The sequence below is a fragment of the Microcystis sp. LE18-22.4A genome, assembly GCF_027531105.1.
GTDB lineage: Bacteria > Cyanobacteriota > Cyanobacteriia > Cyanobacteriales > Microcystaceae > Microcystis > Microcystis aeruginosa.
Window position 1 is genome coordinate 1 of the sequence record NZ_JAPZRB010000267.1, and the last position, 3,310, is coordinate 3,310.

The following is a 3,310-nucleotide window of genomic DNA, read 5'->3' on the forward strand; positions in this document are numbered from 1 at the left end:
AACATTGAAGAAGTTTGAGCGTAGCCTACTCTTTCTTGCTTTTCGTACCATGCTTGTGTTCTGACATGGAGAGCTTTGTTGTCAACTAATCTTACACAGCCCAATGTGCGCCGCAATAGCGACTCTTGTTCGGGTGTGGGGTAAAATCGAAACGAATAGGCTTTTTCCATGTCCTTTCACACTAGCATATATTTCGTAAACGATGCTCATATTTAACAGCAAAGCCGCCGTAAAACGGCGGGGTTTCAGACCCAAATTTTCGATGAGGAGCAAACAAACCCCGAAAGCCCTTGTCTTTAAGAGTATTCATGGTTTCTTTGGCAGCATACCAACTATCTCCTGTGACTGTCTCTGGTTTCAATCCCCAAGCTTTTACTTCGTCCAACATTTCTAAGAAATATTCATGTTTTGTCTGACCCTCCTGTTTATTAACGATTCAATAATTAACGGGAACTGACCTTCCTTTACAATCGGTATAATATCAGGTAACTACGTTAATACCTTTGACTACTTTTTTGTGTTTACCACCAGTAAAAGTAATCGATTAACTCAGCTTTAGCTGGGTGACTATAAGGCTTGTCAATTACCATATCGTCTGTACTGATTGTTCCTCCTTCAAGTTCGATTTGAGGAGCCACTTCATCCAACAAATCCTTGGGTGTATAGTTCTCTCGCCACAATAAAAGATTGACACTGTCATGAGATAAATTGCCCAGAATTTGAGCCAAACGAACACAGCTTATATATTTAGGTTCGCCGAGCAAAAATAGGGTGTAAATAGCCAGATTACATTGAGCAGTTGTTGGCTTCGTAATGTTTCTCATCAGTTGTTCTGTTATAAGAGATGCCCTTGTGTCAGGAAATCAAATCGGAGAGGGTTTTGTCAAGAGTCGAGAGAGAAATTGTATCTAAGACTAACAAAATTAGACCACCCACATTTAAGCCTTTTTGTCAATGCGTAAGTTCTATGCTTGCAGAAACGGTATCGTTACATTTTGTGTCGTATTCAAGCAATTCATACAGACTCAATCAATTCATACAGTAAATCAAACAACCACCCGTTACAGTAATACCAGAAGCAGAATTGTTAGCTCAACTTAGGTAAGCAGTTCTCAAATCCAACAAATTCAATAAGGAGAGCATCATGAGCTTAAAAGATAGAACCGAGGCAACCGCCAAAAATATCGAAGGTAAAGTTCAAGAAGCAGTAGGAGATCTGACTGGTGATTCCAAAGCTCAAGCAGAGGGCAAGGAAAAACAGGCAGAGGCAAAAGTTCGTCACACTATCGAAGATGTGAAAGATGAAGTCAAAAAAATTATTGATTAGTAGGTCGTTTGTCACGGCAACCGCCATTCAGACAAATGATTGAACCCCAGATTTCATCGGAACTCTTCCTCAAAAAATGGTTTCTTTCGAGACAGGTGAAACACTAGGACAAGGCGGCGTAAATAAACCCAATATTACCAGATATCTAGCTTCTCAAAGAAGTCGAAGATCTCTCCCTCGGTAAACTTACGCCGTCAAAGACTAGAAAAATCTTTCTCGAAAGGGTCTAGACAGTAGTTGTTCATCATCCATGTATCATCGATTCATCAAATTCTTTTTTGGAGTTAAAATGATGTCACTTCAACAGATTCGTCGCTTTTTTGTCACCATTATTTTAACTATAATGCTGGCAATTACTATAGCTTTTGATTTTGGAACTACAAATAGTTGGGCTGCAACTTTACCCACCCAATCGCAGACTCAAATCGCAAGCATGAATCGAGCCAAGGCAGTTACGAAAAATATTGAAGGCAAAGCTCAAGAAGCGATTGGCAACATGACAGGCGATCCCAAAGATCAGATGATGGGAAAAGCCAAGCAAGTCGAAAGTCAGGCTCGTAACGCAGCAGAAGATATAAAAGACCAGATGAAGTTAAAAGGGCGGGCAAAAGCAGTCACAAAGAACATTGAAGGCAAAGCTCAAGAAGCGATAGGTAAAGCTACTGGCAACCGCCAAGATCAAGTTGCTGGAAAAGCTAAACAAGTCGAAAGCCAAGTTCGCAATGCAGTAGAAGACGTAAAAGATCAGGTTCAAGATATACTCAATTAAGGATCGATGACTGAATTTTCATCACTTTTCTCTAAATCAAGGAGGGAAATATGTTTGATCTCGTTTGGACTGCCGTTGTTATACTTTTCATCCTCTGGTTGTTAGGATTCTCCATTAACATTGGCGGCGGCTTAATCCACCTGCTTTTGGTTTTGGTGCTGATTGGCGTTGTCTACAACTTGTTTATGAGGCGACGGTAATTGTTGATTCTCGAACACAGAAAGGGTCAAAAAATCGGGAAAAAGCAAGAATCAAAGTAGCTAAGATTCAGGCTCGAATCACCGATAGCAGAAAAGACCATTTACATAAGCTAACCACTCAATTAGTTCGTGAAAACTAAACGATTGTAGTTGAAAATTTAGCGGTAAAAGACCTGGTAAAAAACCCCAAGGTAAGCGCATCTTAACAATCCTTGACAAAATGAACTTTATGTGAGTTGCTTGCCCACGATTCAGGCATATTTGAGGAGAATTTGCCATCTCAATTGTTAAGCAAAAATCGACCCATTTGGGTCGATTTCGTAACTATTCTGATTGACTGGTATCACTTGAAATGCCCACGCGGATGACAAAATTGGCCAATTGTCAATAGCGTTTGAGATGCTCTCACCCTGTAAAAAACCCGAAACTAGCTCAAGCTATATCAGATGTTAGTTGGGGAGAAATCACTCGACAATTAGCCTATAAATGCCGTTGGTACGGAAGAAATTACATCGAAATAGATAGGGTTTGCTGAATAAATCTAAAAACCTTGTTGGATAAGGCTTTTAGACTTTTTTGACCTCAAAAAGTCCCGACCCTTGCAGTGATTGAGGGGAAAATTCCGGGACTTTTTGCCTGAAAATTAGGTAATTGACCAGGTGAAAATGGGTAAAACCCCACACCCCACACCCCACACCCCACACCCTACACCCTGCCACCAGGAAAAACTTTTTCAGCAGACCCTAGATAGATGGTTTCCTAGCTCTAAAAGGTGTAGTAATTGCGGGTATATTGCCCTTGAAAATGCCGTTAAATGTTCGAGAATGGGATTGTCCAGACTGTGGGACTCACCATGACCGAGATATTAACGCCAGTAAAAATATTTTGGCCGCAGGGCTTGCGGTGTCAGTCTGTAGAGCGACCATAAGACCAGAACAGAGTAAATCTGTTAAGGCAGGTGCGAAAAATCCTTCGGGAAAGAAGCAGAAACCTAAATCGTGAGGTTTGGGAATC

6 protein-coding genes and 2 pseudogenes are annotated in these 3,310 nt (G+C 40.9%); 5 read left to right on the forward strand and 3 right to left on the reverse strand.

Going from position 1 to position 3,310, the window contains the following annotated elements; genetic code table 11:
• From O9295_RS12385 to O9295_RS12395, 3 genes are all read right to left on the reverse strand, one after another.
• Positions 1 to 170: helix-turn-helix domain-containing protein (locus tag O9295_RS12385; RefSeq protein WP_288033120.1), on the reverse strand; the 170-nt coding region annotated here is incomplete at its 3' end.
• Between the two features lie 11 nt (positions 171 to 181).
• Positions 182 to 388 carry a hypothetical protein gene (locus O9295_RS12390; protein WP_212567815.1) on the reverse strand — a complete coding sequence of 69 codons (207 nt, stop codon included), beginning with the start codon at positions 386 to 388 and terminating at the stop codon, positions 182 to 184.
• Between the two features lie 133 nt (positions 389 to 521).
• The gene (locus tag O9295_RS12395) at positions 522 to 824 is read right to left on the reverse strand and encodes a hypothetical protein (RefSeq protein WP_002803201.1); all 303 of its coding nucleotides are present in this window, start codon (positions 822 to 824) and stop codon (positions 522 to 524) included.
• Positions 825 to 1,144: 320 nt separating this feature from the next.
• On the opposite strand from O9295_RS12395, the gene O9295_RS12400 reads away from it, so the two are divergent.
• The 5 genes and pseudogenes from O9295_RS12400 to O9295_RS12425 form a co-directional block, all read left to right on the forward strand.
• Positions 1,145 to 1,327 (forward strand): CsbD family protein, encoded by a 183-nt coding sequence (locus O9295_RS12400; RefSeq protein WP_012265934.1) that lies wholly within the window; start codon positions 1,145 to 1,147, stop codon positions 1,325 to 1,327.
• Between the two features lie 292 nt (positions 1,328 to 1,619).
• On the forward strand, positions 1,620 to 2,096 hold the full coding sequence (locus tag O9295_RS12405; RefSeq protein WP_043999468.1) for a CsbD family protein: 477 nt from the start codon (positions 1,620 to 1,622) through the stop codon (positions 2,094 to 2,096).
• A 50-nt stretch (positions 2,097 to 2,146) separates the two neighbouring features.
• Entirely contained in the window at positions 2,147 to 2,296 is a 150-nt protein-coding gene (locus O9295_RS12410; protein ID WP_110546089.1) for a lmo0937 family membrane protein, read from the forward strand.
• Between the two features lie 8 nt (positions 2,297 to 2,304).
• Positions 2,305 to 2,433 (forward strand): annotated as a pseudogene (locus O9295_RS12415) (transposase); the annotation flags it as partial.
• Between the two features lie 606 nt (positions 2,434 to 3,039).
• Positions 3,040 to 3,298, forward strand: a pseudogene (locus O9295_RS12425) (zinc ribbon domain-containing protein); the annotation flags it as partial.
• Positions 3,299 to 3,310 lie beyond the last annotated feature (12 nt).

What these genes read in the sequence shown, in the direction of transcription:
- O9295_RS12390 (WP_212567815.1), bottom strand. Translation starts at nt 388, where the DNA reads ATGTTGGACGAAGTAAAAGCTTGGGGATTGAAACCAGAGACAGTCACA.
- O9295_RS12395 (WP_002803201.1), bottom strand. Translation starts at nt 824, where the DNA reads ATGAGAAACATTACGAAGCCAACAACTGCTCAATGTAATCTGGCTATT.
- O9295_RS12400 (WP_012265934.1), top strand. Translation starts at nt 1,145, where the DNA reads ATGAGCTTAAAAGATAGAACCGAGGCAACCGCCAAAAATATCGAAGGT.
- O9295_RS12405 (WP_043999468.1), top strand. Translation starts at nt 1,620, where the DNA reads ATGTCACTTCAACAGATTCGTCGCTTTTTTGTCACCATTATTTTAACT.
- O9295_RS12410 (WP_110546089.1), top strand. Translation starts at nt 2,147, where the DNA reads ATGTTTGATCTCGTTTGGACTGCCGTTGTTATACTTTTCATCCTCTGG.